The sequence below is a fragment of the Allobosea sp. LC85 genome (assembly GCF_000735605.1).
Taxonomy (GTDB): domain Bacteria; phylum Pseudomonadota; class Alphaproteobacteria; order Rhizobiales; family Beijerinckiaceae; genus Allobosea.
Genome location: NZ_JPKG01000059.1, coordinates 133,822 through 151,542 on the forward strand (window position 1 = coordinate 133,822; position 17,721 = coordinate 151,542).

The 17,721-nt window shown below is 63.5% G+C and carries 23 protein-coding genes; 7 read left to right on the plus strand and 16 right to left on the minus strand.

The features are described 5' to 3' along the window. Positions 1 to 51: 51 nt before the first annotated feature. Positions 52 to 1,143: a tyrosine recombinase XerC gene (xerC, locus tag FG93_RS27015; RefSeq protein WP_043240933.1), complete on the plus strand. Its 1,092-nt coding sequence runs from the start codon at positions 52 to 54 to the stop codon at positions 1,141 to 1,143. 106 nt (positions 1,144 to 1,249) lie between these two features. Then, on the plus strand, positions 1,250 to 2,260 hold the full coding sequence (locus FG93_RS32090; RefSeq protein ID WP_161783899.1) for a DUF4062 domain-containing protein: 1,011 nt from the start codon (positions 1,250 to 1,252) through the stop codon (positions 2,258 to 2,260). A gap of 181 nt (positions 2,261 to 2,441) precedes the next feature. Here the strand turns inward: FG93_RS32090 and FG93_RS27025 are convergent, their stop codons facing one another. Beyond that, the gene (locus tag FG93_RS27025) at positions 2,442 to 3,164 is read right to left on the minus strand and encodes an SOS response-associated peptidase (RefSeq protein ID WP_052514259.1); all 723 of its coding nucleotides are present in this window, start codon (positions 3,162 to 3,164) and stop codon (positions 2,442 to 2,444) included. A gap of 5 nt (positions 3,165 to 3,169) precedes the next feature. Further along, positions 3,170 to 3,553 carry a hypothetical protein gene (locus FG93_RS27030; protein WP_043240936.1) on the minus strand — a complete coding sequence of 128 codons (384 nt, stop codon included), beginning with the start codon at positions 3,551 to 3,553 and terminating at the stop codon, positions 3,170 to 3,172. Between the two features lie 73 nt (positions 3,554 to 3,626). Between FG93_RS27030 and FG93_RS27035 the strand changes: the two genes are divergently transcribed. From FG93_RS27035 to FG93_RS27045, 3 genes are all read left to right on the plus strand, one after another. Next, complete coding sequence (locus FG93_RS27035; protein WP_043240938.1) at positions 3,627 to 3,932, plus strand: hypothetical protein; 306 nt, start codon at positions 3,627 to 3,629, stop codon at positions 3,930 to 3,932. Between the two features lie 14 nt (positions 3,933 to 3,946). Then, entirely contained in the window at positions 3,947 to 4,153 is a 207-nt protein-coding gene (locus FG93_RS27040; RefSeq protein WP_152579658.1) for a hypothetical protein, read from the plus strand. A 75-nt stretch (positions 4,154 to 4,228) separates the two neighbouring features. Beyond that, positions 4,229 to 4,633: a thermonuclease family protein gene (locus tag FG93_RS27045; RefSeq protein WP_052514260.1), complete on the plus strand. Its 405-nt coding sequence runs from the start codon at positions 4,229 to 4,231 to the stop codon at positions 4,631 to 4,633. Here FG93_RS27045 and ligD read toward each other — a convergent pair. After that, a complete protein-coding gene (ligD, locus tag FG93_RS27050) occupies positions 4,596 to 5,549 on the minus strand; it encodes a non-homologous end-joining DNA ligase (RefSeq protein WP_081881931.1) in 954 nt (317 codons plus the stop codon). The genes FG93_RS27045 and ligD overlap by 38 nt on opposite strands. A 538-nt stretch (positions 5,550 to 6,087) precedes the next feature. Here ligD and FG93_RS27055 point away from each other — a divergent pair. Next, positions 6,088 to 6,522 carry a hypothetical protein gene (locus FG93_RS27055; protein ID WP_043240948.1) on the plus strand — a complete coding sequence of 145 codons (435 nt, stop codon included), beginning with the start codon at positions 6,088 to 6,090 and terminating at the stop codon, positions 6,520 to 6,522. A 489-nt stretch (positions 6,523 to 7,011) separates the two neighbouring features. Here the strand turns inward: FG93_RS27055 and FG93_RS27060 are convergent, their stop codons facing one another. Genes FG93_RS27060 through FG93_RS32100 form a run of 6 tightly spaced genes read right to left on the minus strand, consistent with a single transcriptional unit; the run spans position 7,012 to position 10,795 of the window. Further along, positions 7,012 to 7,470, minus strand: a complete 459-nt coding sequence (locus tag FG93_RS27060) for a dATP/dGTP diphosphohydrolase domain-containing protein (protein ID WP_052514262.1) — start codon at positions 7,468 to 7,470, stop codon at positions 7,012 to 7,014. After that, on the minus strand, positions 7,467 to 8,804 hold the full coding sequence (locus tag FG93_RS27065) for a hypothetical protein (RefSeq protein ID WP_043240951.1): 1,338 nt from the start codon (positions 8,802 to 8,804) through the stop codon (positions 7,467 to 7,469). The genes FG93_RS27060 and FG93_RS27065 overlap by 4 nt, the downstream gene beginning before the upstream one ends. Then, the gene (locus FG93_RS27070; RefSeq protein ID WP_043240954.1) at positions 8,804 to 9,163 is read right to left on the minus strand and encodes a hypothetical protein; all 360 of its coding nucleotides are present in this window, start codon (positions 9,161 to 9,163) and stop codon (positions 8,804 to 8,806) included. The genes FG93_RS27065 and FG93_RS27070 overlap by 1 nt, the downstream gene beginning before the upstream one ends. Before the next feature lie 27 nt (positions 9,164 to 9,190). Then, positions 9,191 to 9,502 carry a hypothetical protein gene (locus FG93_RS27075; RefSeq protein WP_043240957.1) on the minus strand — a complete coding sequence of 104 codons (312 nt, stop codon included), beginning with the start codon at positions 9,500 to 9,502 and terminating at the stop codon, positions 9,191 to 9,193. Next, positions 9,499 to 10,056: a hypothetical protein gene (locus tag FG93_RS31480; RefSeq protein ID WP_052514263.1), complete on the minus strand. Its 558-nt coding sequence runs from the start codon at positions 10,054 to 10,056 to the stop codon at positions 9,499 to 9,501. Before FG93_RS31480 ends, FG93_RS27075 begins: the two co-directional genes overlap by 4 nt. After that, on the minus strand, positions 10,049 to 10,795 hold the full coding sequence (locus FG93_RS32100; RefSeq protein ID WP_081881934.1) for a glycoside hydrolase family 108 protein: 747 nt from the start codon (positions 10,793 to 10,795) through the stop codon (positions 10,049 to 10,051). Before FG93_RS32100 ends, FG93_RS31480 begins: the two co-directional genes overlap by 8 nt. Before the next feature lie 95 nt (positions 10,796 to 10,890). Here FG93_RS32100 and FG93_RS27090 point away from each other — a divergent pair, with 95 nt between their 5' ends. After that, positions 10,891 to 12,090 (plus strand): SGNH/GDSL hydrolase family protein, encoded by a 1,200-nt coding sequence (locus tag FG93_RS27090; RefSeq protein WP_043240960.1) that lies wholly within the window; start codon positions 10,891 to 10,893, stop codon positions 12,088 to 12,090. Positions 12,091 to 12,156: 66 nt separating this feature from the next. Here the strand turns inward: FG93_RS27090 and FG93_RS27095 are convergent, their stop codons facing one another. The 7 genes from FG93_RS27095 to FG93_RS27125 are packed head-to-tail and all read right to left on the minus strand — an operon-like array spanning position 12,157 to position 17,716. Continuing rightward, positions 12,157 to 12,687, minus strand: coding sequence for a DUF4376 domain-containing protein (locus FG93_RS27095; protein WP_052514264.1), 531 nt, complete (start codon positions 12,685 to 12,687; stop codon positions 12,157 to 12,159). A gap of 1 nt (position 12,688) precedes the next feature. Beyond that, complete coding sequence (locus tag FG93_RS33910; RefSeq protein WP_052514265.1) at positions 12,689 to 13,819, minus strand: glycine-rich domain-containing protein; 1,131 nt, start codon at positions 13,817 to 13,819, stop codon at positions 12,689 to 12,691. A gap of 11 nt (positions 13,820 to 13,830) precedes the next feature. Continuing rightward, complete coding sequence (locus FG93_RS27105) at positions 13,831 to 14,460, minus strand: DUF2313 domain-containing protein (RefSeq protein ID WP_043240963.1); 630 nt, start codon at positions 14,458 to 14,460, stop codon at positions 13,831 to 13,833. Further along, entirely contained in the window at positions 14,460 to 15,569 is a 1,110-nt protein-coding gene (locus FG93_RS27110; protein WP_043240965.1) for a baseplate J/gp47 family protein, read from the minus strand. The genes FG93_RS27105 and FG93_RS27110 overlap by 1 nt, the downstream gene beginning before the upstream one ends. Continuing rightward, positions 15,569 to 16,096 carry a phage GP46 family protein gene (locus FG93_RS31490; RefSeq protein ID WP_052514266.1) on the minus strand — a complete coding sequence of 176 codons (528 nt, stop codon included), beginning with the start codon at positions 16,094 to 16,096 and terminating at the stop codon, positions 15,569 to 15,571. The genes FG93_RS27110 and FG93_RS31490 overlap by 1 nt, the downstream gene beginning before the upstream one ends. Further along, positions 16,093 to 16,617: a phage baseplate assembly protein gene (locus tag FG93_RS27120; protein ID WP_043240970.1), complete on the minus strand. Its 525-nt coding sequence runs from the start codon at positions 16,615 to 16,617 to the stop codon at positions 16,093 to 16,095. The genes FG93_RS31490 and FG93_RS27120 overlap by 4 nt, the downstream gene beginning before the upstream one ends. Continuing rightward, positions 16,607 to 17,716, minus strand: a complete 1,110-nt coding sequence (locus FG93_RS27125; protein ID WP_043240975.1) for a hypothetical protein — start codon at positions 17,714 to 17,716, stop codon at positions 16,607 to 16,609. The genes FG93_RS27120 and FG93_RS27125 overlap by 11 nt, the downstream gene beginning before the upstream one ends. Positions 17,717 to 17,721 lie beyond the last annotated feature (5 nt).

Sequence of the window (17,721 nt, forward strand, 5' to 3'; positions counted from 1 at the left end):
TTTTCGATAGCCCTTACAACAAATGTCACAGATGCGGCGGCAATGTTGTAAATGGGCACGATCATCCAGCGACCGAGACGGGACGGAACGGTCGCCTATATGGCGCAAATCGCCGTCCAACGCGAGGGTCGCAGCCATCGTGAGTCTCAGACGTTCGACCGCCGCCCCGCCGCCGCCGCGTGGATCAAGAAGCGCGAAGCCGAACTTTCCAAGCCAGGGGCGCTCGCACTAGCCCAGCATGGCAAGCGGCTGGCGACGCTCGGAGACGCCATCGACAGCTACATCGCCGAGAGCAAGAAGAAGATCGGGCGGACGAAGTCGCAGGTTCTGCGCGCGATAAAGGCCGACGACATTGCCGATATCGCCTGCGCCGACATCACCAGCCAGGACCTGGTCGCTTATGCCGGGCGCCTTGGCGTTGAGCGCGCGCCGGCGACGGTGGCAAATTACCTCTCCCACCTACGCTCAGTCTTCGCGATCGCCCAACCCGCATGGGGTTACCCGCTCGACGAGAAGGCCATGGCCGATACCTTCAAGGTCACAAAGCGCCTCGGCGTAACCGGCAAATCGAAGGATCGCACCCGCAGGCCAACGCTCGATGAGCTCGACCGCCTGCTGAGGCACTTTGAAGCCGGGAGGCGCAAGCGGCCGCGCATGATGCCCATGGCGGCAATCGTCGCCTTCGCGCTCTACTCGAGCCGGCGCGAGGAGGAAATCACCAAGATCCTCTGGACGGATCTCGATGTCGCCGGACGACGTGTGCTCGTCCGCGATATGAAGGACCCGGAAGCGAAGGACGGAAATGACGTGTGGTGCGAACTGCCTGAAGAGGCTCTTCGGATTGCGCTGGCTCAACCCCGAAACTACGCCGAGATTTTCCCGTATAATCACCGAACGGTCAGCGCCAACATGACGCGCGCTTGCGCCATCCTCAACATCGCAGATCTCCACTTCCACGACCTGCGGCACGAGGGCGTTTCCCGGCTCCTCGAGATGGGTCGAACCATTCCACAGGCCGCATCCGTCTCCGGCCACCGCAACTGGAGTTCGATGAAACGCTATGCCCATCTGCGCCAGACCGGAGACAAATATCTCGGGTGGGTGTGGTTGGACCGGCTGGCCCCAGCAATCAGCAAGGACTAGCGGGCCGCACTTGGCGACTTTCCCGCGACTAGAATCTCGTGAATAAGTCCAAGCGCGAAACGCTTGGGGGATGGCCTTGTCATATTCAGTCCGGCATCAGATTTTTGTGAGCTCAACCTTCACGGATCTAATCGGTGAGCGCGCCGAAGTTATTCAAGCCGTATGGGAAATGGATTGCATTCCAACCGGCATGGAGGCGTTTGTCGCATCGAATGAAAGCCAGTGGGATGTCATTAAGAGAGTAATCGATGAATGCGATTACTACATCCTTATACTCGGTGGCCGCTATGGATCCGTTACAGAAGACGGCGTTAGCTATACAGAAAAAGAATATCGCTACGCAAAGAAACTTGGAATACCCGTTCTCGCGTTCGTTCATGCGAAGCCCGATGAAATAGCTTCGGGAAAGACTGAAAAAATCGAAGGATCACGAACCAAATTGGAGGCCTTCAGAATCGAGGTTATGCGCGAATACCCCGTACGCACGTGGTCGAGCGCGGCAGAACTGGGAGGATTGGTCTCCCGATCGCTAATCAGAGAGATAAAAATCAATCCCCGCCCGGGCTGGATCAGGAACGACGGCACGTCACCGATCGCCCTACTTGAACAAATCAACAAACTCACCGAAGAAAATAGACAACTTAGAGAAATAACGCAGAAAAAAGAAGACGATTACACTGACGAAAGCTTAGAATCTGGCAACGATGAAGTCGAAATCAGTGGAAATAGAAGAATTTACGACACCAATAAAGCCAATTACTCCACTCGAGGTTGGTCAGTAAAGGTAAGTTTGGATGATTTATACAGAGACATTGGCCCATCGTTGATTAATGAAACAACGGAAAACGAACTTCAAAGTCTAATTTGCCGATTTCATGTATTCGACCACCTCCCAGAAGGCCTAAAGACACCCAGCGGAGGGTCGGTAGTCCTCTCCACTGAATCTTGGAATGAAGTCCTCATTCAATTCAGAGCGTTGGGTCTATTGGATCAGGGGATCAAAAAGCGGGGCGTAAATGACAGATCCAGTTATTGGAGGATCACGCCAAAAGGAGACCGACATCTTGTAGGGCTGCTTGCCCGGCGAAAGAGCCAGACTGCCGACGTTTTTGCCTGAGGCGATCCCCCCCCGCCTTCCAAAGGCGGATCCTACGCCGAGGGCGATTGCTTCTTGATCTATCAGTGCGCCATTGATGCCAAATGAGGTTCAGCTTCGGACGATCCAACGGCCGAATGGCCCCCTCCGCGATCCTGCTGGTCGCTCTGGCAATATTGGCTTGGCGGAAGGGTCGCCTGGGCTAGAACAGCGTTTCCTTGAACGGAGCCCCCGGCTCCTCCGGCGCCTTGAGCGGCGCCGGCTCGGCCGTGGCTGGGTCGTCATCTCCGACCCCGGTCTTGTTCATTCGCTGCGACACGATCCACTCGCGCAGCTCCTGCGGGGGCTGCATCAGCAGTTCCTTGCCTCCCGAGCCATCAAGCCACGCCTCGAAATCGCGCGGAAGCAGCGTCGCCGGCATGCGGTTGTGGATCTCCGACATCCATTTGTTCGCATCGCGCGTGATGATCGTGCAGGTCGAGATCTCCTCGCCGGTATCTGGATTGGTCCAGGCCTCCCATAAGCCGGCAAAGCCGAGCAGCCCGCCATCGGCCGCGTTGATGAAGTGCGGGGTCTTGTCGCCCTTCTCGCCGGTCCATTCGTAGAAGCCGCTCGCCGGGATGATGCAGCGCCGCTTCACATAGGCTGACCGGAACATGGCGCTGGAATCGACGGTCTCGATCCGCGCATTGAACGTAGCGCCGGATTCGTTCGCCTTCTTTTTCCACCAGCCCGGGATCAGTCCCCAGCGCGCTTTCTTCAAGACGCGGTTGCCGTCCTGATCACGGATGATGATGTCGACCTCGGTCGTCGGGGCAATATTGTAGCGCGGCTGCAGGTTCGATCGGTCGGCCGGCACCGTCAGCGGCTGGCTGAAGGCGACGATCTCTTCCCACGAATACGCCTGGCTGAACCGACCGCACATTCCCGCTACTCCTCGCCTATCCGCTTCCGCCGCTCGATCTCGCGAGGCTCGGCCGGGAGCAGATCATCCCGCCCACCCTCGATCACGGTCAAGCCTGACATCGTAGCCGGCAGATCGGGCGGGCGTGTCTTGCCGATGTCCAGGCAATACCCCCCGCACTTGAACCCGTATTTCTGCGGCTTGCGGATTTCCGCCCGCCAGGCGCACCGGCCCCTGAACATCTCGAGCAGATCGCCCAGCGTCATGGCGGCGCCGAATTTCTCCGCACAGGCCGCCAGGCCCCCGTCGGCCCAGCGCTTGCAGTAGTTGCAGCGAAAGCGAATGACGATCCACGGATAATGCCTCAGATCCGTGTCCAGGGTCGGCGGAATGGTGGGCCTGATCGGCATCGGAATAGGACATTTGACTCGCGCTCGAATGAGAACAAAATTAGAACATCCGATGAGCCATAGGAGTCAAGCCATGTCGGCGTCGCGCAACCCCGCAGGGACGGCCCTGTCTCCGCAGCAGGCTGAGCAGATCATCGCCTCTGGCGGAAATTTCGAGTTGAGCCGGGTCGAAATGAATATGGGCGGGTTCCAGACGCAGGAAATTGTCTTCGACCCGCCCTATCGCCTGGCGAAGGACGAGGACTATGCCTTCTTCGTGCCGAGCGACGGCAAGCCGCAGCTCTGGCAGGTCGAGCAAGCCGAAGGCGACCGTTGGCACTGGCTCCGCGAGGCAAGGCGCGTCGGGGTGATCAGTGACGACGAGGCGACGCGCCACTGACAATGCGGGGCGCGATGGTCATCACCGACACCCTGGAATGGTTGGCAGCCCGGCAGCGAATGGCCGAGATCGAGGACGCGCGCCCTGGCAGCCCCGAAGCCGATGAATGGGCGGAACTCGACTATGCGGCCTTCTGCTGGGAGGAGGACCACATGCCTCCCCTCATGTTTGAGCTATGCCCCGTGCCTGCACCGAGCAGCCGCTTCCAAATCCCGTTCTGAAATCTCGATGAATCCTGACTTCTTGACCGAACTGCATCTCCGAGAGTGCGTCGGCAATGCCAAGCGAAAGTTCCCGTGAAGCACCTCGTCCTCCTGGTCGCCCTGGTATGCGCGACTGCGTCCTTCGCCGAGTCCCGCGTGGTCATTATTGACGGCGACACCGTCGATATCGCCGACGAGCGCATCCGGATCCTGAACATCGACGCGCCGGAGACCCGTGGCTCACGCTGCGAGGATGAGCTGATCGTCGGTCTGCTGGCCAAGGAACGCCTGGCTGAACTCCTGCGCGACAGCCCGGTGACGATCGATCGGTGCGAGAGCTCCGGTCGGTGCACGGATCGCTACGGCAGGACTCTGGCGAGGCTCAGGACGGCCAAGGGTGACGTTGGGGCCATCCTGATAGCCGAAGGGCTGGCACAGCCCTGGAAGGCCGGTGGGGCAGCTAGGGCGCAGCGGATCCAGACTTGGTGTCCGCGCTGACCTCGTAGACGTCACCCATCTCGGCGTCGTCGCGCATGCCCTTGTAGCTGGCGTGCCGCAGCTTACCGTCATTGGTCCAGGCGCGGAATTCAACCTCAACGCAGAGCGCCGGCGTAACCCAGCGGACTCCCGGCCGCTGCAAAGGAATTGCAGGCTTCGGGATGATCGTGGTGTCGAGGCGCTTCCGGATCGCCACGGCGCCCTTGTAGCCGAAGCCAGTACCGACCCCGCCCACATATACGAGAGCGTCACCCTTGCGCGCCGCCAACAACAACTTGGCCAAGCCGCCAAGGGCGGACGCCGAGAACTCATAGCCGATGACCAGTAAGGTCTCGGACTGCACGCATTTGATCTTGAGCCATTCGCCGCCGCGGCCAGAGCGATAGGGCGCATCCCTGCGCTTCGCGATGATGCCCTCAAGGCCCATTTTACAGGCCACGGTTAGGAAGGCGTCGCCATCGGCATCAACGTCCTCGCTGAACAGGATCGAGGTATGGGGCTTTATGACGCCAGCGAGCATCTCGCGTCGCTCCTCGCACGGCAGCGCTCGAAGATCGTGGCCGTTGAGATAGAGCAGGTCGAAAGCATAGAGGAGCGCCCCGGCGGAAGACCGCTTGCCGCCCCGGCCACCGAGAGCTTGCTGAAGGGCGCTGAAGTCGGAGGCCCCGCGGTTATCGAGCACGACGGCCTCGCCGTCGAGGATGGCGCTATCCAACCCGAGGTCGAGAGCATCACCCGCAATCATCGGGAAGCGGTTCGTCCAGTCATACCCGCCCCGCGTCAGGACCCGAACCGTGCGATTATCAATATGGATGGCGAGACGGTAGCCGTCCCATTTGACTTCGAAAGCCCAATCGTCGCCGGTCGGGGGCTTCGAAGCCAGCAGAGCCAGGCAGGGCTCGACCCGCTCCGGCATGGGGTCGAAGTTGAGCTTCCGCTGGCGCGCATCCCGCGCCTTGCTTGCGGGGCTACGAACTATCTCGGCGCCAGGGCCGGACCGCAAAACGCAACGCGCACACACGACTCGTACCCCACCATGACCGTGAGGAAACCGCCTTCGCTAGAAAACGTTCCTCTCGCACGAAGGCGGGCAAGCAAGTGCCAGGACTCTACTATCAGGCCTGCCGCCGGGAGGACGACCAATCAACGGCCATGTCGGCTGCTGAGATTTCAACGGGTTCGGGTGATTCTCTCGACCGAACTCAAAGGTTAATGGTACTTATCCCCAAAATCCCCAGCGTCATACTAGATGTCGTGCCCACAGGGGCGATCACGCGCTAATCCTTGCGCACCATCTGCCTAAAGGTTAATTTGTGATGCGTACTCGATCGGTCGAGACGCCTTCGCCGAAATACCTCGGCGGGGAAACAAAAAAGCCGAGGCATCAGCCCCGGCTTTTAGGTTAGCAGGCACCCGACGACGCGAGCAGCCCAGCTATGAGTGCAGCCTCATAAATGAGGTTCGTGGTCTGGCTGTCAAGCGTCCGAGGGGCCGAGAAAGGCTTAAACACCGTGTACCCCTTCGTTATCACCTATGATCTGAAATCCACAGATCCTGACCCTCACACGCCGTTCCTGAAGCACGCCCTGACCCACGGCCTGTCATCGTGGACGGATGTCGGCGGCGAAATGATGAAGCTGCCCAATACGACGCTCACAGGCTCCTTCGCCTCGTTGGCCGAAGCTGAGGCGGCCTTCGACCGCGCGCTTCAAGCCACACGTCGGGAATTGTGGGCGCCTGTCACTCTCGTGAAGCGCTTCATTATTCCTCAGGGCGCCGGGGGGCTCGTACTGTCGAACCAGCGCAGGCCCAAAATGTCGCTAGCCGACATTTTCCGCGCCAGGCCCGCAACGGTAGCCCTTGGTTTGTTGGGGCAGATCAAGGCCTAAAACGGAAAAAGCCCCGACCCGGACAACAGGCCGGGTTGGGGCAAAACCTAAAGTGCTGACGTAACGGGGCGAGAATCAATGTGGCCTAGGAATCGATACACGGGACCCGGCGGTGGACTATACACTGGCCCTGGCGGAGGCCTTTATACTGGCCCAGGCGGCGGTGCTTACACCGGTCCTGGCGGGGGAATGTACACCGGCCCAGGTGGAGGCATGTACACTGGCCCCGGCGGGGGACTTTACACCGGTCCTGGGGGAGGCCTGTACACAGGACCAGGCGGAGGTTTGTACACCGGCCCCGGCGGTGGTTTGTATACCGGCCCAGGCGGAGGCTTGTACACGGGCCCCGGCGGAGGAATGTATAGCGGCCCAGCCGAATACTTGGCTAATACACCGCCTCTTCATATCTTGATTGCTGAACTGAGGCGCCGGAACATGGACCGTCAGGCATCTATGCTTGGACGTTTCCTCAACGCGCACGGGCGTTGATCAACGATCTTCAATCGTCCAATGCCGCGGGTCACGGTCAGCGAAAAGCGCCGTGATCCGCTGCACATCCGCCTCCAGCTCATCAATCAGCGCCGACATTGGCGCTGCCGGCGGGCGATCGTCGGTCAGCTTCCCGCACAGCCTGGCGTCGAGCAGGATCCCGGCGCAAGCGATGACCGAGGCGAGATGCGGGACCCCTGTCTTCGGGTCCGCCTCTTCGCCGTTCCACCATTTCGCCAGATGGCGCCGCAGGGCTCCCCGATAGACCGAGGCACGCACCCCGCCCACGCGCCAGTTGAAGGCCCCGTATTTGGCCGCGCCCTCGCAGAAGGCGAGCGCCGCATAGGCTTCGATCGTGTCCGGCACCAGGTGCATCGGGAGGCGAGAGACGGCGAGCGCATCTTTCGGATTGGTCGGCTTGGAAGCGGGATCGCTCTGCTCCGGTTCTGCGGTGCTCATGCGGCCCTCCGGAAGCTGACCCATTCGTCTCCCCGCCCCGCCTTCGGCTCCTCGACCTGGATTTCCCAACGCGAGGTGATGCCGCGGCGCGGGTGCACGAACCAGAGCGGCTGCGACGGGTTCGACGGTGGCGCCCGCAGCGCGTTCTTCGCGAACTCGTCCCAGCCCTTCAGCGTATTCGAGACGATGACGCGGGTGAGCCAGAGCATCTGGTGCCAATGACCGATCACTAGCACGTCGTAATCGAGCCCGAGCGCCGCGGCCTGTTTGCCGACCTTGGTTTCGCCGCGCGCGATCGGCCCGAGCGAGCCGATGATGCCGTCGCCGCCCTTCACGCCGAGCATGTCACCGTGCATGGCGAGATAGCGCTGGCCGAAGACGCGGTAATGCACCTCGTTGGTGTCGGGAATGTCGAAGACGATACGATCGTCGCCGGCGAAGTGGCGCGCGAGCAGCTGGTAAATCAGCCAGTCATAGTTCTTGTAGACGTAGCGCTTGAACTCGGGCTTCTGCGTCGCGCGACCGTGATTGCCCGAGGCACAGGGGCAATAGACGTGCCCGAACGCCTCGATCATCTGGCCAAGTGCCCAGATCAGCAGGTCGACGCAGCGCAGGACAGTCGGGATCGCCTCTTCGGCATCGGTCTTCAGCAGCTCGGCATGCAGCCCGCCGGAGACGAAGTCGCCGAGGAGGTTGATGACGATGCCGGGATAATCGCCCGGGCCGTGCTTGCGGCAGAGCGCGATGGTCGAGGCGACCAGCCGGCGTACGCGCTCCTCGGCGATCTGCGGGTCATAGGCATTGCGCCCACTGGTCTCGGCCAGCGAGACAACCTCGCCCATGTGCCAGTCAGACCAGACCGCGACCGGCACTTCCGGCGTTCCGCGCGTGCCCTTGCGACCAGGATCGATCGTCCAGCGAGGCGGCTGCGCGGCCGCCCGCGCCAACCGGCCGAGGATGGCACGAACCGATTCCGTATCGAGCTCCTCGCGGTGCAGCGCCTTGATCTGCTTGCGCAGCCGCGTGACCTCGTCCTGAAGGCCAACCAGCCGACGCTCTTCCTCGGGCTTGCGTTCCCGCTTCCTTGCTGGCGCCTGTTCGGGAGCGATCCCGTTCGGAGCGAGCTCATGGTGACGGTGCGCCGCTTTGAGCCGCGCCTTCAACGTGGTCAGCGGCAGCCCGAGCGCGCGCGCGGCTTCCACCACGGCCGAGCGGCCGCGCCCGCCGCGTGGCATCGGATAGCTCGCGCCGGTCTCAACCGCATGCTCGACGGCTTCGACTGCGGCTTTCGCCAGATCATAGGGCAGCGGCTGCTGCAGATGGAGGATCGTCATCAGGCCGGTTCTCCGCGTGCCGCCGCCTCGATGCGGCGGGCACTCTCCAGCCCGAGCGGCAGGAGCAGGCAGACCTCCGTTCCCTCGACGAAGAGCACGACGGCGCGCTGATCGCCGAAGATCAGGACCATGGCACTCAGTTTTAGCGGCCGTGGGGGTGGCCCTCGCTCGGCCTCGATTGCACCCAGCGCAGCTTTTGCCTCCGCCTCGTCCAGCATGACGACGCGGGCACCCATGGCAGCGACGGCCACCAACTCGGGCATGAGGCTATCCAGGGAGCGGCAATTCTCCTCGGCCGAGGCCGGCCGAACAGCGAAGAGGGCGAGCGCCATCAGGCCCGCGCGAAGCAGGGTGATCATGGTGATGATCCTTGGCTAGTGGGAAGGTCAGGCGGTGGGTTTGCGGCCCGCGACACGCGCCTCAATCAGCCTGTCGAGGCGATCGGCCAGACGGTCGATCGCGCCAATGACCCGCTCCTCGAGCTTGGCCATCATGTCGTCTGTAACGAAGCGCTGCGCCGCTTCGAGCTTGAACGCCGCGAGGTCGATCGCCTGTTGCTCGAGACGTTGCTCGAGCCGGGCGAGGCGTCTGTCGTTCTGGTGTCCCTGAAAACGGATGACACCCCAGCTCGCGGCAAAGGTGGCGAGCACGGTGGCAAGCGAAAAAAGCAGCATGGCCGGAACGGTCAGCTCCGTCATCGCGCACCCCGGCGACCGAATCCGAGCGTGGGCGCAATCTCCTTCAGGGTGTGGCCGCCATTGAAGACCGCGAGCCAGGTCAAAGTGACCGAACCCCAGGCCGAAACCATTTCGGGCAATGGCAGGAGGGGCCTGATGCCGAGATTGCCGCCGAGAAGCGCGATCAGCAGGATGACGGCCCAGCCAGTGATGATCAGCCCCTGCCAGGCGCCGCGCCAGAACTGCCATGCGCCGAAGCCGCGTTCGATCTCGACAGTCTGCGCCTCACTCGCCCGCGTCGCCTCGATCTGCCAGATCGGCAGCATCGCCCGCGCCTGAGCCTCGGCTTCGGCGATGACATCGGCGGCGCCGATGCTGCTGTCGACAGCTTCCTTCACAGCCTCTGGCGTCGGGTCGACACCGAAGGCATCGGCCAGGCTCTCGATTGCCTTGCCGGCAAGCCCGCCCACGGCAGCACCAACCGGCCCGCCAAGTGCGGTGCCGATCAGCCCGCCCAGCAGCGGTGCTCCCTGCTTGGCGAGCGATGTCGCCAGCGTTCCGAGAATGTCAGACATGGGCGGCCTCCAGCCGGAAAGCGGCCGCTTCATCGCGGCGGTTGCGGGAACGGATGAAGAGGAACGTCGCGGCACCGATCACGATCACGCCGATGATCGCTATCGCGCCCCATGCGGAACCGGAGGATACGCCCTCCATCGGCGCGACCGCGACGCCACCCGCCCCGCCGGCTCCAGCAGTCCCGGCAGCAGCCTGGTCGCGTCTTGCCTTGCCGTCCGACTTGGCGGCTTCGATCTCGAGAGCTGCACGGGCGGGCGTTCCCGTGATGCCGGCGGCCGCAAGCGCCATGGTTGTGCCCTTGGCCCGGATCTCCGCGACACGGCGGGACCAGCCTTTGCCGAAGCTAGACCAGGTGCCAAGCCGCTTCAGGAAGCCCAGACGGGCATCGCAATAGGCGGCGACGAAGACCTTGCCACTTGCCGCCTTGACGCCCTTGGCCCATTGCACCGCTCGGCCGGGGCCGGAATTCACCGCGGCGTCGAACACGCAGAGATCCGCACCCGGCTGATAGGCAGGGCAGTTCGCCGCCTGCCAGTAGTTCTTGCGGTAGATCGGCTCGACCGCCTTGACGGTGAGCGCCCGGACCTCCGCCTTGCTCGCCCTGCGACCGAGCCAGGAGGAGAGCGTGCCGATCGTGACACCCAGATTAGTTGCGCCGCCGGGGTCCTTCGGATGATCGACATAGCCGCCTTCATGGGCGAGCGTGATCGGCAGGCAGATCGTGAAACGATCGCTCATGGGCGGTCTCCAGAAATAACAAAGCCGCCTCGCAGGCGGCCGGCATTGAAAGTTGTCAGAAATCGCCAACCGAGCGCCGCTCCGTCTTGATCGGCATGCGTGCAAACTGCTACTTCGGCGGCATGCGCCTGCGGCTCAGCGACTTCTGGTATTTGCTTTTACTCGTTGCGCTGATCGAGATCGGGGCGAGGATTGGCCTCGATAAGCCGATCGAGGACATGACGCCGCCAGCGCCACTGACCTCGTATCTCGCCCGTCCATGGGGATCGGTCATGGCGCCCCAGACAGCGCCCGGCCTGGTCAATTCACAAGGGACGTTCGATCTCGAGCGCACCGTCGACAAACCCCCGGGCACGCGCCGCATCGCGATTTTAGGCGATTCCTTCTTTGGCCTGCCTACATTGCCGCACGCGGACCAACTGCCCCAGCAGCTCGATCGAACCGCCAATGAGCGTCGACTGTGCGGTTCCGATCGATGCGAAGTGCTCAATTTCAGCGTGTCGAGCGCCGGTACTGCGAATGAGTTTCTGCGCTATACCCACGACGCTCGCCGATATTCACCCGACCTTGTGCTGGTCTATTTCACTGTCAGCAACGACGCTCGGAACAACAGCGTCGAGATCCAGCAACTCGTCGAACCTGCGCCCATCGATTTGCCCGGGTTCGTGCTCGCTGGCAAAGCGCTGAACCAGGTGACCATGAAGGCCGCTCCTGGCTCACATGTTTACTACGACACGCCGCTAACGCAGTTTCTCGTGAACAATTCTGTGATCTATCGGCGCGCCAGCAGAGGGTACCAGAGGCTTACGGGCGCGGTTCACCCACTCCCCGTTTTTCGGCGTTGGGAAGCTTCGACCGTTGCGTTTCTCAAAGAACCATACTCACCGGAAGCGGAACGAGCCTGGAATGTCACGGAAACTCTATTCAGGCAGTTGAAAACGGAAGTCGAAAAGGATGGCGGTCAAGTGGCAGTTGTTCTGATCCCGACCGTCTGGGACATCGAGCCCACCTGGAAGAATTGGCTCGCGGCCCAACTGCAGTACTCGCCTGCGATGAAGAACCTCGACTATGACCTCCCTTATCGGGAAGCCATGAAGCGCTTGAGCAGATCCGGTATCAGCGCACTCGACCTAAGGCCGGCATTCACCCAGGCCGGCTTGTATGCCGAAGACGGGCACTGGACAGCCGCGGGTCACCGCATTGCGGCTGCTGCAACTGCGCAATTCCTTAGTACGGTTGCTGGGCAAAATATCGCCGCTGAAGCCAAGCCTCTCGGTCGGTCACGGTCTCGATAGCTTCGCGGCGCGTAGTCAGAGAATAACTGGCAGGGGGCGGTCGGCCGGCTCGCCCATCTATGTCAGTCAGTCAGTCAGGAGGGCGAAGTCCGCGTCGATTGCGGCCTTCGTCGTTACCGCACTGCTTTCAATGGCGCTGAGAACAGTGGCCAGCGTGGCGAAGGTCGCATTCACATGCGCCTGGACGGCATCGCTGATCGCGATCATCGCCGCCGCATTCACCGGATAGGCGTTGCCATCCGCCCCTTGCCAGATCGTCGACCACGCGGCGTCGGCCATTGCGGCCACCCGGCCGCCGACGATCATGATCTTGCTACGATCGTCCGTGGCCACGGGAACGCCTGCTACCAAGATTCCACCGATCTCGATCTGCCAGCGCTTCTCGCGTGCATAGGCGACCAGGTCGACAGGTGACGGAAGCGGCGGGCCCGGCGGCCCGAACGTGCCGCCGTTGCTGATCCACCCAAGTTCAGCATCGACTGGTACCGCGACAAGCGCAGCAATGAAGTCCGGGTGAAAACTCTCTGCGAGCGATGCACCTTCGACTGGCTGCGGGAATTCAACGATCGTTCCACCGACAACGCGTGCAAACTTCATCTCACCACTCCACGATCACGAGGCCATCAGCACCAGCGCCGCCCGCAGCGACACCGCTGCCGCCCATGGCGCCATTGCCGCCACCGGCTGGATAACGGCCGACTGCCGCGTTCGCGGAACCGAGTTGGAGGAGGTTCCAGGTCGTGCCGTAAGCGCAGCCGCCAATGCCGCCGCCCTGCTGCGACAGGTTGTACCCCTGTCCGCCCTGCGAGCCCGACACGTTCAAACTGCCGCCAGATCCGCCGCCCCCCAAACCACCAGCCGGATAGGTCCCGGTCGATCCGGGGCCGCCGACGCCGCCGGCCGCTGTGAGCAGCGCCCCGATGGAGGATGCTCCACCGGTGCCGCCGGTCCCCCCGGTGTTGGCGCCACCGGAGCCGCCGGTGCCAACAGTGACGGGAATGACGGCGCCCGGGGTGACGGAGAACCAGCCTTCGGAATAGCCGCCACCACCACCGCCGCCAGCTGCTGCTGACGTGATGCCGCCTCCCCCGCCACCTGCCCCCCAGGCGCGCGCCTTGATCCGCGTCACACCTGCTGGGACGTTGAAGTTACCGTTCGCGGTGAAAACCTGTCCCGAGCGCGCTGTGACCTCGCTCGGCAGAATGCTGACGATGCAGATGTTGGTGCCGTCGTCGAACGTCGGATACCAGCGGCCGACGACAAGATCGCCTACAGCCGGATTGGAGCCATCCGCCTTCTTGACCGGCCGGGCGCCAAGTCCGCTGACACTGGCAGTAACGGTCGTATTGGTATTGGTGGCCGGGGCCTTGACCCAGAGCACCCGACCGGCGGCATAGGCCGGGACGGCGAGCGAAGGATCAACGAGCCAGGCATTTGCAGAACCGGTCGCGACAGCGTGGGTGACATTGCCCGACGCGATCGCCTTGATCAGCAGGTCATCGTCGAGATTGGTCGCAGGTGGACTGCCGTGCCGCACCACGGACCTGAGCTGCGCCAGCAGCATGTTGAGAACCGCTGAACGCCACTCCGTGCCGTCGTCGGATGTCGGCGACGAACAGTCCTGGAAGAACGTGTCCGGGTCCGCCCCGCCATTGGTCGGCGCAAAAGCGGGTCGCGACGGAGCGGCACCGGCCGCGCCGAAGGCGCCCGGACCCCAAAGGTCTACCATGGTTGATCTCCTCAGATCGTCTCGAAGACGAGGTCTGCATGGGCCGGCGCGATCCGGCGGATCAGGCAGGCCAGGGCTTCGATGTCCGGGCCACAGTCGAAGGCCCAGCCCATCAACATGCGGCCCAGCAGGGGTTTGCGGTTCTCGGCAGCGACGTAGGAGGGCGAACTCGCCAGGTCGACGGTGATGCGCCAGGCGACGCCGTCCTGGGCGCCCATTCGCAGCATACCCATGCGCCCATGGCCCATACGGCAGCACTGCACGATGGTGATAAACTCCTGCGCGATCACGATTGACCAGCCGCGCCTGAGCGCGGCTGCTTCCGCATAGGCCGGGATGCTGTCGCCGACGGCGTTGACCTTCTCGCAGACATCCGCAAACGGGTCACAACCATCGGGAGCGCCATATTCGAGCGCCCAGAGGTCCAGTGTCTCGACAGCACTCGAACAGAAGAACTCGTCGATCAGCGCACAGACGCGGCGTTCGACAGGCCCGATGGCAGCGCCGAGCCCGGCGAAGAACCCGGCCATGGTCGAGCCGTTAAGCCCGTCATGTCCGCCGTTGCGCCAGGCATCACCCCGCGGACGAAGCGCCGCGAGGCCGCGCGCGACCTCGTCGTCGGTACGGCAGAGATCGGTCATCACGCGAAACTCAAAGTTCCGAGCACGGCCGTCTGACCGCTGGACAGGACAGGATCCGTCGCAGGCGTCACCAGCACATGGCGCTGCTCGCCGGTTGCGTTGGCGGCGGCCTGCCAGAGCCAGGAGCGAGAGAAGCTCGCCGGCGTGGCGAGGAAGGGCATGGAGGGGTGCAGCGTCGAGATCCCGGCGACGCGGGAATTCATAAAGAAGGTGTTCGCGACTTCGGCCGCCACGGCCTGCTGTACCTCGGGCGTGGCAGGCGCCAGCCCGCTATAGGCGACATTGACCGGTACTGCCTCTGGAATGCGAACCACCGGCAGCCCCGCGCCCGGCCCGGTGGCACGCAACACAGACTCGACCAGTGCCCGCTCGGTTTCCAGCGGGATGCCGTTAGGGCGGGTCAGATCGAAAAACGGGTAGATCACGACCGTGCCGCGGCCATGGCCGAGAGGCTCGATGAAGGCCCGGGTCACGCCGGGGATGGCAAGCGTGTAGCGCAACCAGTCGCCGGGCGCTCCGGCATGGTCCGGGAAGGCCTTGGCGAAGAGCAACCGCGCCTTGTAGGCGTCATCCTGTTCAGGGTCGGCGCCGCCCCCCAGACCTGCGGCGGCGACAGCGAAGGTGGCCGGCCCGGTCAAGCCGGAAGAGGCGCCGAGCACCGTGCCGGCATCGCTGACACCGTTTGCGCCGGGCTCAATCGCCGTGACCTGGACCGTCGCCGTGCCCGTGCCTGCGAGCACGATGCCGGCATCGACCGAAAAGGTTTCGCCATCGGAGCGCAGCAACAGCGCGCCGGTCGCCAGTGTGATCGCGCCGGTTGCATTCACTGTGACCGGCCCACGCGCCGCAGCAGATCCCTTGCGCGGGACAGGGGGTTTCATCTCGGCGCCATGGCGATCGAGCTGGTCGGCGTCACAGGTCAGGATGAATCTCTGGTCGGCAGCCCAGGCGGCGAAACGGGAAAGTTCGAACAGGGAGCCTGCAATGACCTTCGCTGTGGGCTTCATGTTATTGCGGGCCAGCGCCGCGTCGGCACCGGGAAGGTTCGCATTGAAAGCCCGCTGCACATCCGTGACGTGCTGCGGCAGGCTCTTGGTTTGCCAAGCCATCAGATTTCACTCCAAAGCCGGGCAAAGCGGCGGTCATAGGCGAGCGCGCCGTCGCGCCCGGTGATCTTCACATCGAGCCAGACACCGCGGCGCGGGGTCTCGATCAGCCCGCTGGTCACGCTGACGCTGGCCGCGACCTTGTCGCGGGTCAGCCAAGCCAGCGCCTCCTCGGCATAGATCCGGGCGAGCTCGGCGATTTCCTCGGTCGCGACTTCGTTGCGCAGCAGCCAGAGATGGCTGCCGATTGCTTCCGCCACCTCGCCCTCAGCCGCGACGCCGTCGCCCCACCAGCCGCGCCGGTCAGCCACATCCGGGCGCCAACCTTCCGGCGCGCGCTTGTCTGTGAAGAGAGAGATGATGACGGCCGATGCCAACTGCTCGGACGCATCCAACCCACCGGGATTGACCGGATCGGCAGCAGGCGCGACGCGCCAGTCTCCGAGCTGCTCGGCCTCATCCCAGAAGGTCGACCAGAACAGGGCCGGCGCCGCCGCCTGTTCGCGGGTGATGGTGATTGGGTAGGTCATAGGATCGCGAAGACCTTGTCGGATGGCCCACCCTCAGTCAGGACGCGGTGGCCAGCTGGCCCGCCGAGATCGACGCGAGTGTCGGAAACGGTGACGGTCATTCCGTCCCGCTTAAGCGTGACCGTGCCGGCTTCGGCCTCGATCAGGACGTTGCCCGAGGAAGCCTTGACCTCGAACCCGCCCTGCACAGCGCGGACTTGCACGCCGTCCGCGCCCTTCGAAAAGATCGTGTTGCCCTTGTCGTCATAGAGCACAGCGGTGCCAGCGGGGATCGAGCGGGGGCGGCCGGAAGTCTCGAAGCCAATCGCCGTCAGGCGGTCAGACGAGCCATGTCTCAGGAATATGCCGACTGCGTCAGCGGGCGGATGTGAGGACAGGCCGTGTGGCTGGGCGCGCAGCACCTTGCTGAAGCTCTCGCCGGTGTAGCCTTTGAAATCGATCAGCTGGCCGTCGCCACTATCATCGACCTTCGCGACCTTCCCACGCGAGACAGACGACGCCGCCCAGAACTCACTGGTCATCAGCGCCAGCCTTGCCCATGTCCCACTGCGCGCCGGACTTGGCGCCCTTCGATTTCTTGCCGCCAAAGGCGCGGGCATCGACCAGGCTCAGGATCGTCCTGGTAAAACCGTTGTCGCCGCCCTGCTGCTCGAGCTTGACCGTCTTGATCATCATGTCCTGCACCACGTCGAGCGAGGGGATTTCGGTGAAGACGAGCAGCCCGGGCGTCCAGATCCTGCCCGACGTGTCGCGCCAGCCGGGAACAGTGACCTCGCAGGTCGTGCCCTCGCCGGCGGCGCGATCGCGGTGCCATTGCGCCCGCTTGCGCGCATCCTGCTGACGGATCTGCTCGGGCGGCGCGATGACGCGCAACCGGTTCGCCCGCCCACCTTCATCACTCGCCTGGCCCTCGACCTGCAGCTCCTCGGAGCTGTAGCCGTCCGGCGCCTGGGCACGGACCTTGACCTTGCCGAAGCGTTTGCTGTCGTCATGCACGGCCGAGGCGTCGAGGACGTTGCCGCCCTCGGTCAGTTCCCCGGCATGGCGCTTCTCGCCAGCCTTCTGAAGCTTGAGATTGCCTTCCGGCGTGTCGCCGATCGAGAAGGCATCGGCGCGGGCGTAGCGCTCCAGCGCCGTGAAAACGGTCTCGCCGGGCCGCAGCCTGAACAAAGGCCTCCGATCGAGACGCAGATCCGTCTCGACCGTGACGACATGCTTGCCAGCCAGAGGCGTGAAGATATCGACGGCGTCCTTGTCGCGAAACTCGCTGCTTTCATGATCGGCCGAGGAATCGACTACGTCGCCGGTCTTCGAGCGGCCTGAGATCGACATCTCCGCCTCGCTCTCGCCCAATCGGGGCGAGCGCTTTTCGACATGACCGGTCAGGATCAGGTCGCCGGCTGTGTCCTGCCCGAAGGCGATGCCGTCACTGGCGGCCGCGTGGATCGTCACGGGCGGCGAATTGCGAAGGGTCCGAAGCAGCTGGGCCTGGCTCATGCCGGGCTGCTTGACCTTGGTCTCGAAGCTGCGCGCCGCCTGGTCCATGCCGATCTCGATCGCGATCGTGATCGGGCGCAGCACAAGGCCCGCCGTCTTCAGCGTGATGATTTCGAAGGGCATGTCAG

Excerpts from the sequence above, each read along its gene's own strand:
- xerC (WP_043240933.1), top strand. The coding sequence starts at position 52 with ATGGGCACGATCATCCAGCGACCGAGACGGGACGGAACGGTCGCCTAT.
- FG93_RS27025 (WP_052514259.1), bottom strand. The coding sequence starts at position 3,164 with ATGTGCGGTCGGTTCAGCCAGGCGTATTCGTGGGAAGAGATCGTCGCC.
- FG93_RS27030 (WP_043240936.1), bottom strand. The coding sequence starts at position 3,553 with ATGCCGATCAGGCCCACCATTCCGCCGACCCTGGACACGGATCTGAGG.
- FG93_RS27035 (WP_043240938.1), top strand. The coding sequence starts at position 3,627 with ATGTCGGCGTCGCGCAACCCCGCAGGGACGGCCCTGTCTCCGCAGCAG.
- FG93_RS27040 (WP_152579658.1), top strand. The coding sequence starts at position 3,947 with ATGGTCATCACCGACACCCTGGAATGGTTGGCAGCCCGGCAGCGAATG.
- ligD (WP_081881931.1), bottom strand. The coding sequence starts at position 5,549 with ATGCCGGAGCGGGTCGAGCCCTGCCTGGCTCTGCTGGCTTCGAAGCCC.
- FG93_RS27055 (WP_043240948.1), top strand. The coding sequence starts at position 6,088 with ATGAGGTTCGTGGTCTGGCTGTCAAGCGTCCGAGGGGCCGAGAAAGGC.
- FG93_RS27060 (WP_052514262.1), bottom strand. The coding sequence starts at position 7,470 with ATGAGCACCGCAGAACCGGAGCAGAGCGATCCCGCTTCCAAGCCGACC.
- FG93_RS27065 (WP_043240951.1), bottom strand. The coding sequence starts at position 8,804 with ATGACGATCCTCCATCTGCAGCAGCCGCTGCCCTATGATCTGGCGAAA.
- FG93_RS27070 (WP_043240954.1), bottom strand. The coding sequence starts at position 9,163 with ATGATCACCCTGCTTCGCGCGGGCCTGATGGCGCTCGCCCTCTTCGCT.
- FG93_RS27075 (WP_043240957.1), bottom strand. The coding sequence starts at position 9,502 with ATGACGGAGCTGACCGTTCCGGCCATGCTGCTTTTTTCGCTTGCCACC.
- FG93_RS31480 (WP_052514263.1), bottom strand. The coding sequence starts at position 10,056 with ATGTCTGACATTCTCGGAACGCTGGCGACATCGCTCGCCAAGCAGGGA.
- FG93_RS32100 (WP_081881934.1), bottom strand. The coding sequence starts at position 10,795 with ATGAGCGATCGTTTCACGATCTGCCTGCCGATCACGCTCGCCCATGAA.
- FG93_RS27090 (WP_043240960.1), top strand. The coding sequence starts at position 10,891 with ATGCGTGCAAACTGCTACTTCGGCGGCATGCGCCTGCGGCTCAGCGAC.
- FG93_RS27095 (WP_052514264.1), bottom strand. The coding sequence starts at position 12,687 with ATGAAGTTTGCACGCGTTGTCGGTGGAACGATCGTTGAATTCCCGCAG.
- FG93_RS33910 (WP_052514265.1), bottom strand. The coding sequence starts at position 13,819 with ATGGTAGACCTTTGGGGTCCGGGCGCCTTCGGCGCGGCCGGTGCCGCT.
- FG93_RS27105 (WP_043240963.1), bottom strand. The coding sequence starts at position 14,460 with ATGACCGATCTCTGCCGTACCGACGACGAGGTCGCGCGCGGCCTCGCG.
- FG93_RS27110 (WP_043240965.1), bottom strand. The coding sequence starts at position 15,569 with ATGGCTTGGCAAACCAAGAGCCTGCCGCAGCACGTCACGGATGTGCAG.
- FG93_RS31490 (WP_052514266.1), bottom strand. The coding sequence starts at position 16,096 with ATGACCTACCCAATCACCATCACCCGCGAACAGGCGGCGGCGCCGGCC.
- FG93_RS27120 (WP_043240970.1), bottom strand. The coding sequence starts at position 16,617 with ATGACCAGTGAGTTCTGGGCGGCGTCGTCTGTCTCGCGTGGGAAGGTC.
- FG93_RS27125 (WP_043240975.1), bottom strand. The coding sequence starts at position 17,716 with ATGCCCTTCGAAATCATCACGCTGAAGACGGCGGGCCTTGTGCTGCGC.